At 35.8% G+C, this 19395-nt stretch carries 23 protein-coding genes, 2 tRNA genes and 1 pseudogene; 13 read left to right on the forward strand and 13 right to left on the reverse strand.

Translation table 11 applies throughout. The features are described from left to right. The first annotated feature begins 232 nt into the window (after positions 1–232). From D1093_RS04165 to D1093_RS04175, 3 genes are all read left to right on the forward strand, one after another. Positions 233–309 (forward strand) — tRNA-Pro (locus D1093_RS04165). An 88-nt stretch (positions 310–397) separates the two neighbouring features. Then, positions 398–703: an ETC complex I subunit gene (locus tag D1093_RS04170; RefSeq protein WP_120100857.1), complete on the forward strand. Its 306-nt coding sequence runs from the start codon at positions 398–400 to the stop codon at positions 701–703. Positions 704–742: 39 nt separating this feature from the next. Beyond that, positions 743–819 (forward strand) — tRNA-Arg (locus D1093_RS04175). A 2030-nt stretch (positions 820–2849) separates the two neighbouring features. Here the strand turns inward: D1093_RS04175 and D1093_RS04180 are convergent. The 10 genes from D1093_RS04180 to D1093_RS04225 form a co-directional block, all read right to left on the reverse strand. Continuing rightward, complete coding sequence (locus D1093_RS04180) at positions 2850–3893, reverse strand: tyrosine-type recombinase/integrase (RefSeq protein WP_150222275.1); 1044 nt, start codon at positions 3891–3893, stop codon at positions 2850–2852. Positions 3894–3901: 8 nt separating this feature from the next. Further along, positions 3902–4120, reverse strand: a complete 219-nt coding sequence (locus D1093_RS04185; protein ID WP_120100633.1) for a hypothetical protein — start codon at positions 4118–4120, stop codon at positions 3902–3904. A 121-nt stretch (positions 4121–4241) separates the two neighbouring features. Next, positions 4242–4865, reverse strand: a complete 624-nt coding sequence (locus D1093_RS04190; protein WP_120100635.1) for a lambda exonuclease family protein — start codon at positions 4863–4865, stop codon at positions 4242–4244. Position 4866: 1 nt separating this feature from the next. Next, on the reverse strand, positions 4867–5688 hold the full coding sequence (gene bet / locus D1093_RS04195; RefSeq protein ID WP_120100636.1) for a phage recombination protein Bet: 822 nt from the start codon (positions 5686–5688) through the stop codon (positions 4867–4869). A gap of 76 nt (positions 5689–5764) precedes the next feature. Then, a complete protein-coding gene (locus D1093_RS04200) occupies positions 5765–6295 on the reverse strand; it encodes a hypothetical protein (protein ID WP_012231604.1) in 531 nt (176 codons plus the stop codon). Between the two features lie 3 nt (positions 6296–6298). Beyond that, positions 6299–6766: an LbetaH domain-containing protein gene (locus D1093_RS04205; RefSeq protein ID WP_120100638.1), complete on the reverse strand. Its 468-nt coding sequence runs from the start codon at positions 6764–6766 to the stop codon at positions 6299–6301. Continuing rightward, positions 6760–7161, reverse strand: coding sequence for a hypothetical protein (locus tag D1093_RS04210; RefSeq protein ID WP_120100640.1), 402 nt, complete (start codon positions 7159–7161; stop codon positions 6760–6762). Before D1093_RS04210 ends, D1093_RS04205 begins: the two co-directional genes overlap by 7 nt. Positions 7162–7173: 12 nt before the next feature. Next, positions 7174–7935 (reverse strand): antA/AntB antirepressor family protein, encoded by a 762-nt coding sequence (locus tag D1093_RS04215; protein WP_120100641.1) that lies wholly within the window; start codon positions 7933–7935, stop codon positions 7174–7176. Positions 7936–8015: 80 nt separating this feature from the next. After that, the gene (locus D1093_RS04220; protein WP_120102304.1) at positions 8016–8375 is read right to left on the reverse strand and encodes a hypothetical protein; all 360 of its coding nucleotides are present in this window, start codon (positions 8373–8375) and stop codon (positions 8016–8018) included. Positions 8376–8638: 263 nt separating this feature from the next. After that, positions 8639–8968: a helix-turn-helix transcriptional regulator gene (locus D1093_RS04225; RefSeq protein ID WP_012232384.1), complete on the reverse strand. Its 330-nt coding sequence runs from the start codon at positions 8966–8968 to the stop codon at positions 8639–8641. A 120-nt stretch (positions 8969–9088) separates the two neighbouring features. Here D1093_RS04225 and D1093_RS04230 point away from each other — a divergent pair, with 120 nt between their 5' ends. Together D1093_RS04230 and D1093_RS04235 are read left to right on the forward strand one after the other, a co-directional pair. After that, on the forward strand, positions 9089–9370 hold the full coding sequence (locus D1093_RS04230; protein ID WP_120100643.1) for a hypothetical protein: 282 nt from the start codon (positions 9089–9091) through the stop codon (positions 9368–9370). 10 nt (positions 9371–9380) lie between these two features. Then, positions 9381–9797: a hypothetical protein gene (locus D1093_RS04235; RefSeq protein ID WP_120100645.1), complete on the forward strand. Its 417-nt coding sequence runs from the start codon at positions 9381–9383 to the stop codon at positions 9795–9797. A gap of 152 nt (positions 9798–9949) precedes the next feature. Here the strand turns inward: D1093_RS04235 and D1093_RS04240 are convergent, their stop codons facing one another. Further along, positions 9950–10660 carry a hypothetical protein gene (locus D1093_RS04240; RefSeq protein WP_012232381.1) on the reverse strand — a complete coding sequence of 237 codons (711 nt, stop codon included), beginning with the start codon at positions 10658–10660 and terminating at the stop codon, positions 9950–9952. A 75-nt stretch (positions 10661–10735) separates the two neighbouring features. Between D1093_RS04240 and D1093_RS04245 the strand changes: the two genes are divergently transcribed. From D1093_RS04245 to ssb, 8 genes and pseudogenes are all read left to right on the forward strand, one after another. After that, positions 10736–11200: a crossover junction endodeoxyribonuclease RuvC gene (locus D1093_RS04245; protein ID WP_120100648.1), complete on the forward strand. Its 465-nt coding sequence runs from the start codon at positions 10736–10738 to the stop codon at positions 11198–11200. Positions 11201–11202: 2 nt separating this feature from the next. Then, on the forward strand, positions 11203–11568 hold the full coding sequence (locus tag D1093_RS04250; RefSeq protein ID WP_120100649.1) for a DUF1376 domain-containing protein: 366 nt from the start codon (positions 11203–11205) through the stop codon (positions 11566–11568). Then, a complete protein-coding gene (locus D1093_RS04255) occupies positions 11558–12673 on the forward strand; it encodes a DUF1376 domain-containing protein (RefSeq protein ID WP_120100651.1) in 1116 nt (371 codons plus the stop codon). The genes D1093_RS04250 and D1093_RS04255 overlap by 11 nt, the downstream gene beginning before the upstream one ends. A 227-nt stretch (positions 12674–12900) precedes the next feature. Continuing rightward, positions 12901–13326: pseudogene (locus tag D1093_RS04260) on the forward strand (hypothetical protein); the annotation flags it as partial. Positions 13327–13616: 290 nt separating this feature from the next. Continuing rightward, positions 13617–14123, forward strand: a complete 507-nt coding sequence (locus D1093_RS04265) for a hypothetical protein (RefSeq protein WP_120100860.1) — start codon at positions 13617–13619, stop codon at positions 14121–14123. 81 nt (positions 14124–14204) lie between these two features. Continuing rightward, a complete protein-coding gene (locus D1093_RS04270) occupies positions 14205–14867 on the forward strand; it encodes a hypothetical protein (protein ID WP_120100861.1) in 663 nt (220 codons plus the stop codon). An 84-nt stretch (positions 14868–14951) separates the two neighbouring features. Then, positions 14952–15635 (forward strand): hypothetical protein, encoded by a 684-nt coding sequence (locus D1093_RS04275; RefSeq protein ID WP_120100862.1) that lies wholly within the window; start codon positions 14952–14954, stop codon positions 15633–15635. Between the two features lie 607 nt (positions 15636–16242). Then, entirely contained in the window at positions 16243–16683 is a 441-nt protein-coding gene (ssb, locus tag D1093_RS04280; protein WP_120100863.1) for a single-stranded DNA-binding protein, read from the forward strand. 1288 nt (positions 16684–17971) lie between these two features. On the opposite strand, the gene D1093_RS04285 is transcribed toward ssb, so the two are convergent. Next, positions 17972–18751, reverse strand: coding sequence for a hypothetical protein (locus D1093_RS04285; RefSeq protein ID WP_120100866.1), 780 nt, complete (start codon positions 18749–18751; stop codon positions 17972–17974). Between the two features lie 105 nt (positions 18752–18856). Then, positions 18857–19387 carry a hypothetical protein gene (locus D1093_RS04290; protein WP_120100867.1) on the reverse strand — a complete coding sequence of 177 codons (531 nt, stop codon included), beginning with the start codon at positions 19385–19387 and terminating at the stop codon, positions 18857–18859. Positions 19388–19395 lie beyond the last annotated feature (8 nt).

The following is a 19395-nucleotide window of genomic DNA, read 5'->3' on the forward strand; positions in this document are numbered from 1 at the left end:
TTGTGTTTGGAAATATTTCTAAAAAGAGGCTTATTATTTTTTTCTATTGGTGGAGTTTGGGTACGGGTGCTATTTTCTATTTTCGTCAATAAATATGTTATTGAGGAGGAAAAAAATTTAAAAACATTCTTTTTTGTAAAGAAATGCAACAAAATTGAAAAAAAGTGTGTTTTTCTCTTGCACTTCTGTTGTGAAAATTTTAGGAAATGTGCATCAAATAAATGTTAAATGGCGGAGCGTAGCGCAGCCTGGTAGCGCACCTGATTTGGGATCAGGGGGTCGTAGGTTCGAATCCTATCGCTCCGACCATATTTGATAAGGTGTATGAGAAGACCCAGTTGGGTACGTGTGGTGAAAAACGATCATTCAAGCACTATGTAATCTGAAGGGAAAAGGCATGATCGCACGTATTTATAGTCCTGCTAAGACTGCTATGCAGTCAGGGAAGGGAAATACAGGCTTTTGGATTCTACAGTATGAGCCGATCAAAGCAAAAATGCTGGAGCCTCTTATGGGTTACACGGCAACATCTGATATGAATAATCAGGTAAGAATCCGATTTAATAGAAAGGAAGAAGCGATTGCTTTTGCACGCAAGAATGCTATCCCCTATCGTGTAGAAAAGACACATATGTCTATTCGGCGTGCTGTTTCTTATTCTGATAATTTTCGCAGTGATCGGCAGCAATCTTGGACACATTGAGTTGAAGATGCTATTTTGAATTGAGAAAATAATCAGTTGGGTCCCGTAGCTCAGCTGGATAGAGCAACGGCCTTCTAAGCCGTGGGTCACAGGTTCGAATCCTGTCGGGATCACCATTTTAAGAAAATTAATAGACAAAAAAATCGGGAGTTTCCCTTTAATTCTCTTAATTTGTTTTTCTGTACACCTTGAACCTTTTTCATGTTTTTTATTAATGCTATTGCCTTTTTTGTTGGTTGTTTGAGTATAAAGTGATGACATGCTATTTTCTGGCCAGCCAAAAGTACTTTAAGTGATGATATAGTAGCTCCTGTATTTGCTTACCACGTATTGCTGATCATTTTTTACCCATTGCTGATTTTTTTAAATGCAGCTGCATTCCATGCTTTAGAAAACAGATTACCAAAGCTTTTTTTAGGTGATTTTTTTATTTTTCTAAAAATGAATGTGCTATTTCTTAGGTGAGGGGTAAGCATTGAGGCTAATGCCGATAAAATTGCAAAAAATGTCTACTTTAAATTTTTTTTATGAATAATATTATGATATTTTTCAGTATGATTTTGTGTACGATTGGTTTTCAAGACATGATAGATTCTTTTAGTATTTTATGGAACATTGAAGAATAAAGATGGTGTCTGTTTATGATGAGAGTTTACAGAAATATCCTCTGAAGGGATGAAAGGTGTTTCTTGTATTGAAAGCTTTGCTTTATAACGCGTTACGACTTTAGAGTTTTTGGGATAAAAAGATGTTGCGTATGTGCAATTTGGATAAGATATTGTTTTTTTTATGTGATATATTTATTGCCAATCTGATTTAATGTGGTTGTTATTGTTTCTCAGGATAGGGCAATAGATTTCAGCAATGTTTATGGTTTTCTGAATTTTATCAGTTTAAGCATACATGCTGCATATTATAGGTTATTTTGTGCATATTCTGTTTGAATTATGAATGAAGATAGATTGTATCTCAGAGTTAAGTTTTTAGATTTCATATTTATATTTTCAAATATTTTTTCTTATTTCTTTATAGTTTTTACGTTATGCGAGAGCTATTTAGTATTGAGTTAACGATTACACTAAAATGTTATGCGATAAGATCTGATGTTCTAAATACATACAATTTAAAGTGATCATTGTTTCAATAGGAATATAGCATCAAGAACAGAGCGCTATTGTATTGTATATTATGCGCTTGTTTTAAAAATACGTCCTTTAAATCCCAAAAACTCATTTCACGCCGACGCTTGTGAATGGTATAACGGCAAACCCATTGAATGCAATCATTTGTACGCTTGTGAAGGAATAAGTCGGCACATTACATACTTTTTGTCTATTTGCTAGCCGACAATGTTGCAATAGATCTCGGTTCTTTAAATTATTATAGGTGTTTTAGTGCTTTCTTGTACAATTTTTATCCACACGCCAATCCTTCTTATGACGTGCAAAAGAGATGATTTTGATTTATTCAACATGGGAGAGGTTTGGAATAAGAAGACTCTATAATATTCGGATTTTCTATTCAATATGTCAAATAATAAAATATTCTTATAAATCAATTTATTGACAGAATAAAAACTTTCTTTTGTATTGTTTTTACTCTTTCGAATATTTTATGACAACGTGTTATTGGTAAATTTAAAATACCGCTTTAAAAGCTAAAGTGTTTTACATACTGAAGAGACTGTTATTATATATCTAACTATTTTAGCAACAGGGTGTGTCAATAGAGGAGAAAGAATCAAAAAAATAGAGAATAGATTGGAAGATAAACAACGCCTTTTAGAAAAAAGCTTATCTTTGTCAAAAGAATTTTACAACAAAACCTTTTAACCCGTCGCAATTGTAACTGTTGTTGCAATTATGGTGCTTTCTAGATGGCTTATCTTGAGAGTCGTTATCAGAATTCAATAAATATCAAAAATATCCCGTAGAGTATGCTCTTTGGAGAGGTATGTTGCAAAATACTATTCCCTAACCTTTTTGTGCGTCTCATACTCTGAAAAAGATATGACAAACCATAAGTTATTCATAGTAAAAGTTGCATATGGTGGGCGTGACAGCCAAATAAAAAGTAAGTAAAATGAAACAGTTATATCTAATATGAGGGAATAGGTTAATATTGATTCTATTACGTTTTTTTTCCTCTATCCCTCGTTTTTTTGAAGCTTTTTTATAGCTTCAAGAGCTAGCCTTTTACGGTCTGCGCTCTTTGTGTAGAGAGATGGCATAGCATCATTTGTCCAGCCAAAAATTGCCTTGAGTTGTGAGACTGTTGCACCAGAGTTAGCTGCGCGTGTTGCCGCTAATTTTCTTAAACCATGGGCTGATTTTTTAATGCCTGCTGTATTACAGGCGTTTCTAAATAAGTTTCCGAAACTTTCTTTAACAAGTTTCTTACCTTCTTTACCACAAATAAATGTTTCTTCACCAATAGGACCATCTTCAAGTGTTTTGGTTAATTCTGGTAAAATAGGAAGAAAAACATCTGTTTGGAATTTGCTTTTCTCTGTTTTGAGATGAATGATGTTATTTGTTACATCTTTCCAACCGATACGAATCGCATCACCACGACGTAAACCCGTATATAAAAGAACATCAATCCAGACACGTTCATGGGTACCATGATGCCATTTTTGATAATATTTCTCAACATCATCTTCTGTCCAAACAGCGAATCCGTCTTTATTGCTAAGAGCTGGTCTTTTTACTCCTATTGTTGGATTATTTTCCAAAAGTCCTTGGTCAATTGCCCAATTAAAAAGCCCATTAAGAGCTTTCAAAAAATTTTGAGCAGCTGATGGTGTTTCTTTACGCCGTTCAACACCGGCTATAATATGTTTTTTTTCAATTGCTTTGTATGGAATATTTCCTATGCTATCGCATACCTTCATAAGAATGAGTTCTTTTTGTCTTTTCGTAGCTTTAGCAAGGCTATGCCAATTGACGCTATTAAAATATTGTTTAAGCAGCCATGCAAATGACCCTTCAATCAGTTTTCCGGTTTTAGGTTTTGGAGGGATTATGCCTTGTAATTCGGCAAGTGCGCTTTTGTAGTTATCAACAAACTCTTGCGTTCCATAGGTTCCGCGTATTCGAATACGTTTTCCATGACCAATACGTACATACCATATGATTTTGTTATGGCGTGTGACTTCTTTTAGAAGATAGGGGGGGCGTGGTTTTGGCATGATCAATTTTACATCTTAGAGAGTGCGATTTCGTAATATTCATTCTTTGACAAATCTAAAAGTGTGTCTGGGTGGCTAACGGAATTTAGTCTTGGAATATCTGCTTTAAGATAGATAAGCAGTTCACCGGTAGGTTTGATTTCTATGAGTTCGCAGCCTTGCTTTTTTGCTTCTTTTAAAGCGCGTGCAATGTCTGCTTGCGTTATGATAGCTTTACGAGGCGCCATATCTCTTCTCCTTACATTGAGACGCAATTCACTCGTGTGGTGAGTCACGAATTGATTAAAAATTGTTAGGAAAGGGTGGGGGTGCTAGGAGGCGTTGGTGAGGATAAGCACCCCCATAGTTTCAAGCGGCTTTTATTGAGATTCTTTGTATCTCTTGTTCTATTTCTGCTAAAAAAGCTTCGACGGCTTGATTAATCTGTTCAATTTGTTTGTCATCACGGTAGATGCGTTTGATTTTCATACGCAAGTGAGATGAATCCCCCACAAAACGCGGGTCATAACTGATAAAATCACACCATTTTCGCTCTGTACAAGCCATTTGGAATTGCATTTGCGCATGATATTCTGGTTTAATTTCATCATCTATACAAAAGCGTAAATGGTTGATTGATTGTGGACATTTGATTTCGATTAAACCGTTTTCACCAATAAGCCCATCAGGGCTAGCCCCCGCCATTTTGATTGTGGGGTGTTGGATAAAACCACATTGAGTGATTTCTGTATCATAAATGAATGCATATTCTTTTAGAGCATCTTCTTCATGTTCAATGCCCCATTGCATAGCCGGCGTTGGATAAGATTGGCTTATTTCACCCGTTAAACGCTCTGTCATAAGTTTGATTTTGTAATCTTCATATTTGCTTGTAGGAGTTCCCTTTGCTGTTTTACTAATGACGTTATAAACGTTTGAAGCGGTGACTTTGCCTAACCGTGCTTGAAACCATTGTGCTGTTCTTTGTTCCATCTCACACCGCCGTTTGTTGTTGAGTGGGTGCATATTCGATATCTTGGATATGAATATATTCGGCATCTTGTATAGGCGCGTCTATTTGCTCTTGTTGCGGGTGAGATTGTAGAGCTCTTTCTTTTTGAATATTTTGCTTTTTTTCCAATAGCTCTAAAATCTCTTGTGCTTTTTCACAAGACAGATCTGTTAGGTTTTCGATATTTGCGTAAGAGAGAAGAATATTTTCATTGGTTTGTGTTTCTTTAATTAACAGTTTGATTTGTTCGAGCATGGCATGAGAAACAAATTGTACTTGTGTATTCCGGCTTGCTTCATTAATACGCGCTGCTTCATCTTCTTCATAAATGCCAGAAAAGCCAAAAGCGTAGCGAGCGCATTGTATAGTTGCTTTATGACGTAACATACGAGCGGGGTATTTTTGCCAAGTGTCACTTTTTTGTTTGCATTCATTTAAATATTCGGTGACTTCGATAGGGTCTTGAATACCTTTGAGACGAATAGCGCATTTAATGGCAATGATATTACCGTTTTTATCGAGTTGATCTTGAAAGGTCATACCATCAAATTGAGGATTAGATTTAATGATCTTAATCCAGCCATCAATAGAGACAACAGGGATAATGCCGCCACCTCTTTTAGGGAGCGCATAGATTTCTTTTGTTAATGGGTTAAGCCCATAAGTATTTGCCACCGATATAAAAGCAGCGAATTCTTCATCAGAGAAGTTATGATTGATACAAGTTTTGATAATTGTTTTACGGAATTGATCATGAGAAAATCCATATTTGCTAGCCATTGTTGTTAAAGGAGAATTTGTCATTATTGTTTCCTTGATTTGCGCGCAATTCCCCCGTGGCGTGAATCACGCTTGTGTTAAAAGTTGTTTGGTTTGGTTGTTAGAAAGGATTGTAATCCTCTGTTGAAGGTTTGCGGTTATCGCCAATCATGGCTAGTCCAGAAAGTTCAAAGTCTCCATAAACATTTACATAACCACAGACCAATACCTTGTCGTAAATTTTTGTATTTCCGTAGATAGATGCACCGCAGCAAGCTTTTGCATTTCCATAAATCTGCGCATTTTCATAAATCACTGTACCGGAAACACATGCGTTGTCGTAGATACGTGCATTATCGGAAACTTTAGCACCATTGGTAACCTGCGCATTACCAAAAACCTTGGCATTTTTACTAACTTGCGAGGCAACATCAACTATCGCATTATCACAAACTACAGCATCATCATAAACAGCGGACAAACCACGAACCCAACAATTTCCATTATGCGAGAGGTTTCTTTCGTGCTCTACAAAACCACCTAAATCACCAGCCTTTACATCTCCAAAATCTCTCAATGCACGAATGCGATAAGTTAACTTATTTCCGTATATCCAAGTTGTCTCATCAGTAAGTTCGTATTTTTTTTCCATGGTTTATTGCTTCTCACGATCTAAGATCACGGTGGATCCACTAATTTTACAATCTCCAGCAATGTCTACACGACAGCAAATATATGCTTGATTATAAATTTTAGCATTTCCGTAAACGTGTACACTCCCCCCTATAACAGAATTTTCATAAATCCGTGCATAGCCATAAATTTTGGCATTATCTCTAACAGAAGAACCACTAACTTCGGCATAATCGGAAACTTGTGCATTTTCAGAAACGAGTGCATTCCCATAAATCCGCGCATCACCATAAACTTTGGCATTATCATAAACTTGTGCATTGCCAAAAATCCAACAGTCTCCCTTATGGCTTAAGTTGCTCTCTTTTTGTATAAAACCGCCAAGGTCACCTTTTTTGACATATCCAAAATCTTTTAAGGCACGTATGCGGTGTAGAGTATGTCTATTAACTTCGATTGTCTCATCAGTCAGTTCGTATTTTTTCACCATGCTTTTTCTCCAGTGGACATGATATTATCGCCATCAATATCCGCATCACGATAAATTTTTGCGTCACCATAAATACGTGCATTACCGGAAACCGTTGCCATTCCATAAATTTCGGCAAAACCGTAAACATGTGCATTATGTTTAATTCGTGCACTACCATAAACTTCAGCATCATCATAAACTTGAGCATTATCGTAAACGCAAGCACAAGATAAGACGAATGCATTACCACCTACCCAGCAATTACCATGATGCGATAGGTTGTTTTCATGTTCTATAAAGCCGCCTAAATTACCTTTTTTAATAACTCCAAAGTCTCTTAAAGCTCGGATACGGTGAAGAGTTACCCCTTTAAACTCAGCTTTCTCATCAGTAAGTTCGTACTTCTTTTCCATGGTTTATTGCCTTTAATGCATGTTTTGTCGTTTAAATTCTTGAGACAGCAGCCCCATACCTTTTGTTGTGATTTTTGCTGAAGGAATGACTTTTTCTGTTCCATTTTCGGTTTGAACAGTGTGTGTTGAGCAATCCATAAGACCTTTTTGGATTTTATCTTGATAAGGCAATAAATGCGCCCCGAAAGTGCGTCGATACACCCATCCTTTTTTCTGTAGGAACTGAATGAACTGTTTTGGTTGAATTTCGAGAATTTTAGCAGCTTCAGTAAGACCGAAGAGCCCATCAGCGCGTTGCAAGCTTTCCAAAGCCATTGCTTTTGGTTTTAAATATTCAATGATAGTATCTTGTTGATCTATTTGACTTTGTAGGTAATTCAAAAAGCCCATCATAGCTTTTGGACTTGAATAGTCGATTTGTTGTAGTGTTAGTGCCTGCTTTGCACGCCGCTCGCACTCGATAAAGTATAAACGAGCTTGTTTTCCTTTTTCATTACGCTCTACCATGGAAAGTTCTTTTGCCATTTCCAAGGTGAGATGATAATTAATTGCAATAACAGATCTAGATTTTGCGCTCGCCAAATTTGGTGACCGCAAATCTTGTGTTTTTACAAAGTCTTGTCCTTCTATAAAATTGTATCTGCTAATACGGTCCTTAATCCAATTGGAAAAGTCTCGTTTTGCTTCTAAGAATGCGTGCAAATCACGAGCATTGACTGTTTGAACGTCTTCTCCGTTAACCGTGTTATTTGTAATAGCAATAGGATTATCCATAAGTTTACTCCGTCCGATATTTAATAAGAGGAAAGAGGGGGCGCTCTTAAAAACGCCCTTCATAGTTTTTAAAGCACATCTCAAGGATAACGGTTCTGTTCTTCATAGGTACCATAGACCTCATCATTATATTTTTCTTTTGCTAAATCATCTAAAAGGTCATTGTAAGAAACACTTTCGCGAACAAAGTCATGAACATTACTATTCTCATCGAGATGTTCGATATTTTTTTCTACATATGCTTCTGCAATCTCTTCAGAAATGTCTTCACAACTCTTTTCAGAAGGATTTATACGAAAGATTTGTATAACATCATCTACCCCATCAACAATGCTTAGAATTTGGCTCGCATCAAGCGGTCCAGACTCTGCAATGTTTTGATCATCATCGCAGGAAACTAGTAAAATTTCATCAGAATTTATAAGCACTGGTTTGTTCACAACTACCTCCATTATCAAAATATTTAAATACATTTTGAAAAAAACGCCTTGACATAGGTTTTTTTTTTCAGGGTATGGTGCTGTGATAATTGTATTTTATGCACAAGTCAACTAAAATTTTGCATAAAACGCAAAAATAAATCTTAAAATATATAATTAATTTATGCGCTATCCACAATTTAGGAGATGTTTATGAGCGATATAGATAAAAAAATAGAATCTGTTTTCTCATTATTTAATGAGAAAGAGCAGTTAATTCTTACTTATTTTGTTTTTAATTTTTTTAATAATTCAAGAAAATCAAGCACCGCTTCTTTGTCGACTGGATCAAGCGATGCACATATTTTCATAAAATCCAAGTCTACTTCTTTATAAAAACTGGGTGGAGGTTCATTAAAAAATTCAGAAATCTTCACTAGTTCATCTATTGTTATATCTCGCGTTTTCCCATTCTGATAGGTATTAAGCATGCGATTCACTGCTGACGGGTGTAGCTCTAAATGTAATGCTAATAATGTTTGTGCGCCGTGTCCTCGTTCTTTAAGACGCTCTTTAATCCATAGCTTAAGTTTGGACTGAATATCTTGTTCCATAGTTTGTATAATCCTTGAAAATATATTTTTATGCAAATGTGTAAAAATGATAAAAACGCATAATTTTGTTGACTTGTGCATAAAACGCAATTATTTGTTACGCTGTTATGGAGATTACATATGCCTGCGAGATTAATTATAAAATATTTAGGCGGTTTAAAAATTGTAGCAGCTATAGTGCAAAGAGATGCGTCGTCTGTTTCTAGATGGCATGATTTTATACCAGCAAAGCACCAACAAAAATTATTAAATTATGCGCGTGAACATGGGATAGATTTACGTCCAGAAGATTTTTTTTATCCCGAGCGTTTGCAGTCATTAATGCAAGAGCAACGCCCCCCATTGTCGAAAATTTGCAAGAGCCGCGTTGTTGATCACACCGGCGAGACTTTGCAGCCTTAAGGAGATCAAAATGGGATTAAGTGAAGTGGTATTGATAGTTGTATGTGTGACGCTTGGTTCTTTGCTTTTTAGTGGGATGTCGTTGCTTTGTGCTTTGAATTATAGCGAAAAGGTTAAGGCGCTTAAAAAGGAGATTGAAGATGAAGAATTTGCAGCTAGGGCTTTAGAAAAAGAACGCGAAGAAATTAGAGAGATCATTAGTGGATATGATGAGAATGTAGAAAAATATGAAGAGGAAATTAAGAGACTTAAAGAAACTAGAGACGAGTACAGAAAAAAATTACAACGAAAAAACGAAATTATAGATACCCTTGAAGCAGAAGCTAAATCACGTGGTGAAGAAATAGAAAAACTTACACAAGAGCTTAAGCAGCGTGGTGAATCTGTAAAAGAAAAGTCTCATAAAAATAAGAAGAAAAGTAAGTGAGGAGAGAGAGATGGCAATGATACCTACAGCTATTTTTATGGCTACTAATTTTTATCTGCTCTATCAAGTTTATTACTGGTTTAAACTGACACAAGAATTGAGAGATGAGATAGACGAAAAAAACAAAATAATATGGGATTTAGAGGATGAGCTTAGCCTGAAAAACAACCGACGAAATGTGTCCAAAAAATAGACTTCATTGTTTTTTGGGGATGATTTGATGAGGTGTGTTCTAAAATGAAGAGTGGAGAAGCTGCTTTATCTAAATTTTGGGGCAGGATAAAAATCTCCCATTTAATTTCTTCTCTTGGGTCGATGTTAAATGGAGCAACAGTGTATCCATTAAATAGTATTTGTGGTTTAGTTTTAGGATTTATAAGATTAATGTGCTTTGATGATGTTGGATAAATTTCTATCGTTTGACTAAGTCTAGGAGGACAACACTTTATCTTATAAAATTCGAAAGGGCACTTTTTATCTATCCAGATATTATCCATTTGAATTATTCGTTCGGTAGGATTTATGATACGTACTATTATACTGATGGGGCCATTATTAGGGTCATCTTCATCTGGAGTGGGGCTATTAGGCTTAAAAAGTAGCGATGGTCCTAAATCCAGCTCTTCTTTTGTTTTTAGTAAAAAATTGACGTGTTTTTCTGCTAATGTAGCTTGCTTTTGCAATGATTTATTTTGGTCTTCTAAATGGTTAAACTGTTTTTCTACATTGCATAAATCTTCTCGTCGAGTTTTCTCTGCTCTTTTTAGGTCTGCGTTTCTCACACACCATGACAGCAAAAACGAGATCGTACTACCAATGAGAGCAGAGATGATACTACTGAGTATATCAAGTGGTATTTCCATATTCTATACACCCTTCTTTCCTTCATTTTCAGAAAAAAACAATCTTATAAAATACGTTTTGTATGGAGTGGTGCGGTGATTAACACGATTCTTTGTTTTGATCTAGGTACGAAGATGGGGTGGGCGATACGAGGGGGAAATGGTCATATATTCAGTGGTACGATGAGTTTGCAACCCCGTCGTTTTGAAGGCGGGGGAATGCGTTATTTACGCTTTAAGCAATGGCTTAATGAGATAAAGCATACAGCAGGTGATATTGACGCGGTGTATTTTGAAGAGGTGAGGCGTCATGTTGGAACCGATGCAGCGCATGTTTACGGTGGTTTATTAGCAGCATTAACGGCGTGGTGTGAAGATCATGAGATACCGTATGAGGGGATACCAGTTAGCACAATTAAGAAAGCGACGACGGGCAAGGGGAATGCGTCAAAAGAAGAAATGATTAAGGCGATGCGTGCAAAAGGACACGCGCCTTGTGATGATAATGAAGCGGATGCTTTAGCAATTTTACATTTAATTAAAGAGAGGGAGATCTTATAGCGATGCCCAGTAACAAAGTAGAGTGTGTAAAGTTTAATTCAGATCAGTTTTTAAAAGAGCTTATGGGTTTAAAAGCAACAGAGAAGGCAGTTTATACAACACTTGTGTTGCTTATGAATGATAAGAAAGCGCCTCTTATCAATAATGGGTCTTATTTATCAAGTTGGTGTGGGTGTTCAGTAAGAACGTTTCAAAAGACATTAGAGACTTTAATAAGCATGGGTTACATCACGCGTTTAGAGAATGGGAACTTATGGCATAGGTCATTAGCTTTTGATTATAGCATCAGTAAATTTTCAGAAAGAGCTTCAAAAGCAGCGCATATGAGGTGGAGTAAGAAAAGAGAGGAGGCAATACATGTCAACTAAGTTGCCATGGACGAGGCTTTTTGCAGACAAGTGGCTTCTTGATCTTGCGCATTTGCCCGCTTTTGAAGGTTTTATATATGTGAAGTTGCGATTTCAAATGCTTCGCACTGGAGAACCGCTTAAGAATAATTTTCGAGTATTGTCTTTATTGGCTGGTTGCTCAGTTAAAAGATTTCAGAAAGCATTAGATCTTTTATTAGAAACTGGACACATTATTTTTTCAGAAGATGGTCGTTTGTGGAGTTTACAAGTTGAAGAGGAACTCAATAACTCAAATGAAAATTTAAGCAAGTTTTCAGAAAGAGCACAAAAGGCAGCGAAGGCAAGATGGGATAAAAATAAAGATAACAGTGATGATGATGCTAAACATGCTACAAGCAATGCACAAGCAATGCTTAATGATGCCATTAACAATAACATTAACATTAACATTAACAATAACAAAAAAAATAAAAATATTATTTTATCAAAAAGAGAAATTGAATTTGAAAATTTAGAAACAAACGATTTGGTTGACGAGCCAATCGAGTGTGATGATGTTCAATCAGAAGAAATCAAAACGATAGAAACTAAACAACTAATCATTCACGAGCAAAATAACAACATTTCAAACGAAGCTAATAATCGATGGCAAAGTAACGAAGCAATGATTGAGAAATTGCCTTCACGAAAAGGTAAAAAGGTTGGCAAACAACTTTCAGAAATCGTTGACAAGATAATGCCTGCTTATTTTCCAGAGCAAGCAAACTTTTTTGAGAAAGACAAGAAAATGAGAGAAAAACAAGAAGTTGAAAGCATGTTAGAAGATTTCAACCCCGATTTTCAATACGCAATTGATCTAGGATTAACGCATGATGAAGCGTTATCAGAGTTTAAAAAATTTATACGCTTTTCAAAAGCCAACCCATATCGAAATGCTCATGAACGTGATTGGCAAAGCGCTTGGGATAATTGGATTACACACCCGAAATATGGATTGGTAGCTAAGAGACACGCAGAATTAGAAATGAAAGAAAGATATACAATCACATGCTGTAAACCACTAACAGAGAGCTTGGCAAAATATATCAGAAATATAGAGCCTATCAGTTCATTTGCAACATAATGAAATCGTATTTAGTTGCATTTGAAAAAACAGCAAACTAGTGAAAAGAGCTGATAGTTTTGAGAATAGATATGGGTTTAAACAGCTAAAAAAGTACCGTACAGAGCGATTTTAGATTTTTATGATAAAAACCACATTGAAAATAAAAACGCTACTGCACGGTCCAATATGAGGCAAATAAACCCATCGGTAAAGTTATGGATTTAAGCAAGGGGATATTAAATCAAATGTTTTTAAAAAAACGTAAATCAAGACAGAAAAAAAAATTTATTGCAACGGCGGTTGGATATGCACCATGGGGATTAGGGGTGGCTGAGTATTTTTACAATCTCTATGAATATGATGATGGTATGAGAGAATACGAGGAATTCGATGGTGGTCAGTATCAAGAGATACCTTCAAATGTTGATTATAGTACCAAAGCGCAAGTGAAAGCATGGATATATGGGGGTGATTTACCAAAAAGCGTGTTGAGTTATGAACCTTTGATAGATGAGGTAAATGTGAAAATTAAAAAGCGTACAGAGAAAGATCAGTTGATTTGTGAGATTACGAATGATGGGGAATGGGGTTATCCCTTGTCTTGTGAAGAGATGGATCGCGAGCTAGAAAAAGCGCTTGATATTCAATTAGGTAGATATCAAAATGAAAAAAATAAAAAATACGTATTGACTTTAAAGGAAAGGTCGTTTATTAAGGTTGGCAAGTGCTCAAAACACTGTAATACGAGCGGATAGGTTACGAAACGACCTCTTCCCATATTTCTAAAATATACTGGCTTTCTTTTGTGCTGTTATTGGCATATAACGATTTTGCCGGGTGTGGTTATACTATACAATACCCTTCATAGGGGAAAGTGTAACGACGGTCTCGTATCCGTGTTTTGAGCGCCCGGCGCCCTTATGGGTTGTCAATCAAAATGTTAAAATACGAGGTAGTTATTATGCAAAATTCTGTAAAAAAATATCAACTCACAAATCAAACAATTCTTCGTGAGGGTAAAAAACTTTATCGCATTAAGGCGTTAAGAGATTTCGGTGATGTTAAAGCTGGTCAACTTGGTGGTTATATTGAATCTGAAGAAAATCTTTCCCATGATGGTAATTGCTGGGTTGGTGATCAGGCCATTGTTGTGAGCCCTGGTCGTGTTTACGAAAATGCGCAGGTTTATGGCAATGCAGGTGTTGGTGGTTTTGTATATGGTAATGCTCGCGTCTACGATTCAGCAAAGGTTTTTGCCAATGCCCATGTGTATGATAATGCCCATGTTTTCGATAGTGCAAAAATTGTAAGTAAAGTGCATGTTTATGAAAATGCCAATGCATGTGGCATGGCTATTGTTACTAAGAATATTTGTGGTGACACAATGAATAATGTTTATACAGAACGCCTTTCTCCTTATGGTGAAATTTGCTTTGTTATGTGTCGTCCTCATAGGAAAACAGCTTAAATAACGCGCGGGCGCGGCGGGGGCGCCCCCTTTTAAACATTTCATTTTAAAATTTAAATCTTTTTATAAAGGAATAGTGTTATGCAAAAGAAATTTGCACTCACAAATGAAACGCGTATATTTAATAATAAAACTCTTTATCGCATTAAAGCTTTAAGAGATTTTGATGATGTCAAAGCTGGGGCTTTAGGCGGCTTTATTGAAAGTGAAAACAATCTCTCTCATGATGGCAACTGCTGGGTTTATGATAATGCTCTTGTTTTAAGTCCAGCCCATATTTACGAAAATGCCAAGATTTTTAATAAGGCTATTATAATGGGTAATGTTTATGGCAATGCTCATGTGTATGACAGTGCCCGCGTTTATGCAAATGCTCATGTTTATGACAATGCGCATCTTTCTTATAATGCTTGGGTTTATCATCAGGCGCGGGTTTATGGCAATGCAAAATTATCAGGAAGTGCACGTATTCATGGCAATGCTGAGGTTTATGATTATGCTGTTGTTAGTGGTGCTGCTAAAATTTATGGCAAGGTTTATGGTCGTGCTAGTGTGGGGTGCCATGCTGAGATTAAAGGCTGTGTTTATGGCAATGCAAAAATCTCCGGTTATTTCATGGTTATAGGTAATGTTTATGGTAATGCAAGGTTAAAAAGACATAGTGATCTTTATTGGGTTCCTAAAGATTGTGAGGTTTATGAAAGCGATACCGTTGTAAAGATTAGTGAAAATAACGCTGCGTAAATAATGGCGCGGGGCGCGGCGGGGGCGCCTCTCTTTAAACCTCTTATTAAAAATTTATTCAAATGTTAGATTAGGGAGCTACCTATGACCACTAAAAATGTATCCAAAAAATATGAAATTACTGACGAAATCAAAGAAGTTTGCGATGCAGAAACCCGTCAACCTAAACACTTTTATCGCATACGCGCATTAAGGGATTTTGATGATGTAAAGGCTGGTGATTTAGGTGGTTTTATTGAAAATGAAAGCAACCTCTCTCATGATGGGAATTGCTGGGTTTACGATAACGCTATGGTTTCACATGGTGCTATTGTTAGTGAAAATGCAAAGGTACGTAATGATGCTTGTGTTTTTATGGAAGCAAGGATAGCAGGAAATGCAGTGGTTAGTGATAAAGCACGGGTTCTTGAAAAGACCGCTTATATTCATGGCAATGCAAAAATATGCGATAATGCAGTAATTTGTGGTGAAATTTATGGGAATGCCATTGTTTGTAATAAAGCCATGGTATCTCCAGAAGCAAGAATTTATGACAATGCAAAAATTTTGAATAGTGCTTGTGTTGCTGGCTTTATTTATGGGAATGCAAAAATATCGGGGTCGGCTTGTATTTATCCCGAGGCAGAGATTTATGATAATGCATGCATTCAAGGAAAAGTTAAAGTTTATTTCTCTGTAAAAATTAATGGCAATACCGTTATTAAAGGCAATAGAAAAATTTATAAAGATATTGATGGTAGTGAACAAACTTTAGATAAAACAGCGTAAATAAGTGGCGGGGGGCTGGTTTATAGCAAAAAGGAAAGCCGCGTCCTTTGAAGACACGGCTTTTGATTCCAAAACCAATCCAAAACTACTTTTTGATAGATACAAACAAAAAGAGGAAAATACCTCCTCATTACACAAAACGTATCAAAATGCAAGACTTAATACATAAAAACCGCATCAAAATGAATTGATACGGCTTTTATAACTAATGAATCAAACAAAATAGAATTGAAAATTAAACACAAAAGCGTTTAAAAAAAATCTTTTCACTACTAAAATACATATTTTGTGTATAAACACAAGTTTATTTCAAATATTTGATGATGATTGTTCATATGATAAAGCCGCGCTCTTTATGAACGCGGCTTCTGTTTTGCGATGTGTTTCTGTTATCGTTATTCGTAAGTTTACGAACACCTCTTTTATTGCACATTACGTATCAAAACACAAGCAAATAAGTAAAATAAAAACAGGATTAATTCTTTAGATTCAGTTTATTAAAACTATTTTTGCTTGTAATAATATAGCATAATGTGTTATATTATTGTTATGTATCAGTTATTTCCGTTTCTAAGTACCATTTCCCATAAAAAGGATAGCAAAGCAAATGCTTAATAAAGTGATGTTAATTGGTCATTTAGGTGCAAATCCTGAAAGCAAAACAATGTCATCTGGCGCCGAGGTGGTCAATTTTCGTATGGCAACTTCTGAAAGCTACACAGATAAGGCAACCAATAAGAAAGTAGACAAAACAGAATGGCATTCCATTGTGGTGTTTAATTCGCATTTGGCAAAAATAGCACTCCAGTATCTCAATAAAGGCAGCAAAGTTTATATCGAGGGGCAGCTTCAAACGCGTAAATGGCAAGATAAAAACGGTATTGAACGATATACAACAGAAGTCATTTTGCCTTCGTACAAAGGCGACTTAAAGCTTTTAGATGCCAAAAATGATGATAATCAAGAGCAGTCATCATCTGCTTATGCAAGCATTCACAGACCTCTTGATATGCCTACAAACTCTTTAAATGATGATGTTCCTTTTTAAATAGAGGGTATAAGTGAAAAGAAACAAGAGGGGACGCCCTAAAATCATAGGGCAAATAAGAGAAGCCAATGGTCGTATATCACGTGCAAATCCGTATCATATCAAAAAACACAATAAAGTCAATAGTTTGTTTGTAATTATTTTATATGAATCCACTTAAGAATCCATCTTTTTATGCATGTTTAAATTGACCATTTTTTACATAGGATTGCTATGTGTGAATAGACCATAAAAAGCAAATCATGGTGCAAATATTATAACGCATGTAAACGTTCATATGAAATGAAAAGCAGATATTATTCATAACAGTTTATAAATTTTATGATACGTTTTTATCATAGCACAAATCACATTGTTTAAAAATTTAGTTGTTTGAAATTATCGATAACATAAATTGTATACGTTTAAAGAATGGTATGAGTTTTACTCTTTTTTGAGCTAAACCTTCAAAGGAATAATCGTTTGAAGCAGTCATAAGCTTATAGGTTTAATTCATAAAGATTGCATAAAAGGATTAAGGATAAGATCGCTTTTAAAACGCTTACTAAAAATTTAGAAAACGATAAGCAGGCATTATACAGACCCTATCATCACAATAAATATGAAATTCAAAACGTCATATCTTATGAAATTGAAAACCTTTATGAATGATCTAACGCAAGCAAGCAAAAAATGTTTTAAGAGTATAAATTGAAAGATATGAAAGCAAACGAGGTCAATCCAAAATTGGATTGGTTGCTTTTTCCAGCCCAAATATGGACCGGCTAAATTTTAAAGAAATTAGGTTTTAAAGAAAAGTGAAAATACGCTTATGAGAGCCTCTCTAAATGAATGTTTAAACGTTTGAAACGGATGTTTATAACAGTTTTTAAAGCCTTGCGTTTGATAAAAGCGGTTGTTTGGTTGTTTATTGTCTTTATGAGAGCTTGTTTTAAAAGAAGCATTTTGATCATGTGCTTTATTTCAAAAGACCACCTCAAAAATGAGGGAGTTATGATTGATAGGTTTAATAGCAACGAAAAGCGTTTATAGGCTTTCTTATTCAAATGAATGATTAAAGATCATATGCATCATCATTCCTTTTGATAAGTTTTCATATCTTTAATAAAGCGCTTGCAATATGATACGTTTTGTATATATGAATTAACTCCTCCATTGTGGATGATTAATTTTAATCATTAGAATCGTTCTTAGAAAGCCGCGTCATATCAATTGGCACGGCTTTTTTTTGAATTCTTTCTTTTATGATGGGTTTATAACCATCAAGAAGGCGCTCCCATACCTATTTTTATTCTGTTTTATCAATAATCTTAACGACATTATTGTTTTCATAAACCTCATAATTTTTAGGAACTAACTTTGCTTTGCTTTTTGTGTTGATTATTGCATTGCCATAAGCACGCCCCCAGATCGTTGCACAATGTGAGATTTTTGCATTGCCATAAACAGAGCCATAAACCTCACAAGAGCCCCCCACGCGTGCATTGCCATAGACCTTGCCATAAATCTTTGCACGACCATTAATAACAGCATAATTATAAATTTTTGCATGGCTATAAATACAAGCAGAGCCACAAACCTTGGCATGACCATAGACGCGGGCATAACTAAAAACCGTAGCATCATAAGAAACATGGGCATGGTCATAAATATGAGCATCAGCAAGAACGCGAGCAGCACCACTCACATGAGCATTGCCATAAATATTGCCATACACATGAGCATTGCCATAGACAAAAGCATTGTCATAAATCTTGGCATATTGAGAGATAAAAGCCTTGCTATAGACCTCGGCATTGCCATAAACTAGACCACAGACTTGCGAATAATGCCGTATTTTTGCATCATCATAAACACGGGCATGACCATAGACACAAGCATCATCATAGACCCAGCAATTGCCATCATGGGATAGGTTAACTTCCTTTTCGATAAAACCGCCTAAAGCACCCGCTTTTATATCATCAAAATCTCTTAAAGCCCGAATGCGATAAAGGCTTGTAATATTTCGAGTAAGTGCATGTTTGATTTTTTTGATTTCACTGGTTAATTCGTATTTTTTACACATAGGGATACCCTCACAATCTAATGTGATAAACAGTTGATAAAATTTGAAATGGAAAATTTATTTAGAAAGCAGGCGCCCCCACCGCGCCCGCCGCTGCTTTATTGATTAAACCCAGACAATCTCTAATTCGCTATAAGGGGAAAGCTGTTCAATATAGGTTTTTATTTTAGTAGACCCACCGACATTTTCACGAATAACAGCAATGCCATGGATATGAGCATTTTCATAAACATGCACGTTATTTGCTATACGAGCGTATTCATAAACCCTAGCATTGTCATAAATATAGGCATTATCATAAATAATAGCATTGCCATAGACATGAGCATTGCCATAGACATGGGAATTATTAGAAACAGCAGCCTTGCCATAAACATGCGCATGACCATAGATATAACCAGCCACGATAGCGTTGTTGTAAACTCTTGCGTTTTCATAAACATGACCATTTTTAAACACAAGAGCATCATCATAGACCCAGCAATTGCCATCATGAGAGAGGTTGCTTTCACTTTCAATAAAGCCGCCCAATTGACCAGCTTTAACATCAGAAAAGTCTTTTAATGCTTGGATACGATAAAGAGTATGATTCCCTAATACACGCGTTTCATTTGTGAGTGTAAACTTTTTTTGCATAACACAAT

The organism is Bartonella kosoyi (assembly GCF_003606325.2).
GTDB lineage: Bacteria > Pseudomonadota > Alphaproteobacteria > Rhizobiales > Rhizobiaceae > Bartonella > Bartonella kosoyi.

Excerpts from the sequence above, each read along its gene's own strand:
- D1093_RS04255 (WP_120100651.1), top strand. The coding sequence starts at position 11,558 with ATGTCAACTAAGTTGCCATGGACGAGGCTTTTTGCAGACAAGTGGCTT.
- D1093_RS04225 (WP_012232384.1), bottom strand. The coding sequence starts at position 8,968 with ATGGAACAAGATATTCAGTCCAAACTTAAGCTATGGATTAAAGAGCGT.
- D1093_RS04235 (WP_120100645.1), top strand. The coding sequence starts at position 9,381 with ATGGGATTAAGTGAAGTGGTATTGATAGTTGTATGTGTGACGCTTGGT.
- D1093_RS04265 (WP_120100860.1), top strand. The coding sequence starts at position 13,617 with ATGCAAAATTCTGTAAAAAAATATCAACTCACAAATCAAACAATTCTT.
- D1093_RS04250 (WP_120100649.1), top strand. The coding sequence starts at position 11,203 with ATGCCCAGTAACAAAGTAGAGTGTGTAAAGTTTAATTCAGATCAGTTT.
- D1093_RS04190 (WP_120100635.1), bottom strand. The coding sequence starts at position 4,865 with ATGGAACAAAGAACAGCACAATGGTTTCAAGCACGGTTAGGCAAAGTC.
- D1093_RS04205 (WP_120100638.1), bottom strand. The coding sequence starts at position 6,766 with ATGGTGAAAAAATACGAACTGACTGATGAGACAATCGAAGTTAATAGA.
- D1093_RS04200 (WP_012231604.1), bottom strand. The coding sequence starts at position 6,295 with ATGGAAAAAAAATACGAACTTACTGATGAGACAACTTGGATATACGGA.
- D1093_RS04290 (WP_120100867.1), bottom strand. The coding sequence starts at position 19,387 with ATGCAAAAAAAGTTTACACTCACAAATGAAACGCGTGTATTAGGGAAT.
- D1093_RS04180 (WP_150222275.1), bottom strand. The coding sequence starts at position 3,893 with ATGCCAAAACCACGCCCCCCCTATCTTCTAAAAGAAGTCACACGCCAT.
- D1093_RS04210 (WP_120100640.1), bottom strand. The coding sequence starts at position 7,161 with ATGGAAAAGAAGTACGAACTTACTGATGAGAAAGCTGAGTTTAAAGGG.
- D1093_RS04240 (WP_012232381.1), bottom strand. The coding sequence starts at position 10,660 with ATGGAAATACCACTTGATATACTCAGTAGTATCATCTCTGCTCTCATT.
- D1093_RS04275 (WP_120100862.1), top strand. The coding sequence starts at position 14,952 with ATGACCACTAAAAATGTATCCAAAAAATATGAAATTACTGACGAAATC.
- D1093_RS04185 (WP_120100633.1), bottom strand. The coding sequence starts at position 4,120 with ATGGCGCCTCGTAAAGCTATCATAACGCAAGCAGACATTGCACGCGCT.
- ssb (WP_120100863.1), top strand. The coding sequence starts at position 16,243 with ATGCTTAATAAAGTGATGTTAATTGGTCATTTAGGTGCAAATCCTGAA.
- D1093_RS04285 (WP_120100866.1), bottom strand. The coding sequence starts at position 18,751 with ATGTGTAAAAAATACGAATTAACCAGTGAAATCAAAAAAATCAAACAT.
- D1093_RS04215 (WP_120100641.1), bottom strand. The coding sequence starts at position 7,935 with ATGGATAATCCTATTGCTATTACAAATAACACGGTTAACGGAGAAGAC.
- D1093_RS04230 (WP_120100643.1), top strand. The coding sequence starts at position 9,089 with ATGCCTGCGAGATTAATTATAAAATATTTAGGCGGTTTAAAAATTGTA.
- bet (WP_120100636.1), bottom strand. The coding sequence starts at position 5,688 with ATGACAAATTCTCCTTTAACAACAATGGCTAGCAAATATGGATTTTCT.
- D1093_RS04170 (WP_120100857.1), top strand. The coding sequence starts at position 398 with ATGATCGCACGTATTTATAGTCCTGCTAAGACTGCTATGCAGTCAGGG.
- D1093_RS04270 (WP_120100861.1), top strand. The coding sequence starts at position 14,205 with ATGCAAAAGAAATTTGCACTCACAAATGAAACGCGTATATTTAATAAT.